We start from the raw sequence: 624 nt of genomic DNA, 5'->3' as shown, positions 1-624 counted from the left end.
ACCGGGGCCGGCGCGGCGTGGTGCCGACGCCGGCCGGGGAGGCCCTGGCGCACCACGCCCGCACCATCCTCGCCCAGATGGCGCAGATGCGCGGCGAACTCGGGCGCCATGCCAAGGGCCTGCGCGCCACCGTGCGGGTGCTCGCCAACACCGCGGCGCTCACGGAAGTCCTGCCCGAACGGCTCGCCCCCTGGATGGCGGCCCACCCGCAGATCGACGTGGATCTGAGGGAGCGCCAGAGCACCGAGATCGCGCGCGGCATCGCCACCGGCGTCGCGGACATCGGCATCCTCTCCGACGCGGCCGAGACTGGCGCCTTGATCTTGCGGCCATTCGCGCTCGACCGGCTGGTGGCCGTGGTGTCGCGTGGCGATCCCCTGGCCGGCCTGCCCCGTGTGTCGTTCGCGGAGCTGCTCGAGCGCCATTCGTCGGCCTCATGGGTGGGGCGCTGCCGGCGCATCTCGACGCCCGCGCCGCCGCCCTCGGCGGGCAGGTTAAGCTGCGGGTTCTGATGCGCACGCTGAGGGGCGTCTGCCGCAGTGGGCGGGGGCGGGGGTCGGCGTCGGCATCGTGCCGGAGACCGCGGCGCGGCGCTGCCGTCCCGCTGCGGCCTCGCCGTGCTGC

General features: G+C 75.6%; 1 protein-coding gene. It reads left to right on the top strand.

The window, feature by feature from the left end; all coding sequences use genetic code 11:
* The coding region (locus AC2W7M_RS27000) for a LysR substrate-binding domain-containing protein (RefSeq protein ID WP_486136311.1) at positions 1–512 on the top strand (512 nt) is incomplete at its 5' end.
* Positions 513–624 lie beyond the last annotated feature (112 nt).

The sequence above is a fragment of the Xanthobacter sp. BG11Y11_SDJG genome (assembly GCF_057364445.1).
Note: the sequence above shows the minus strand (reverse complement) of the source record. Positions and strands in the feature narration are given on the sequence as shown.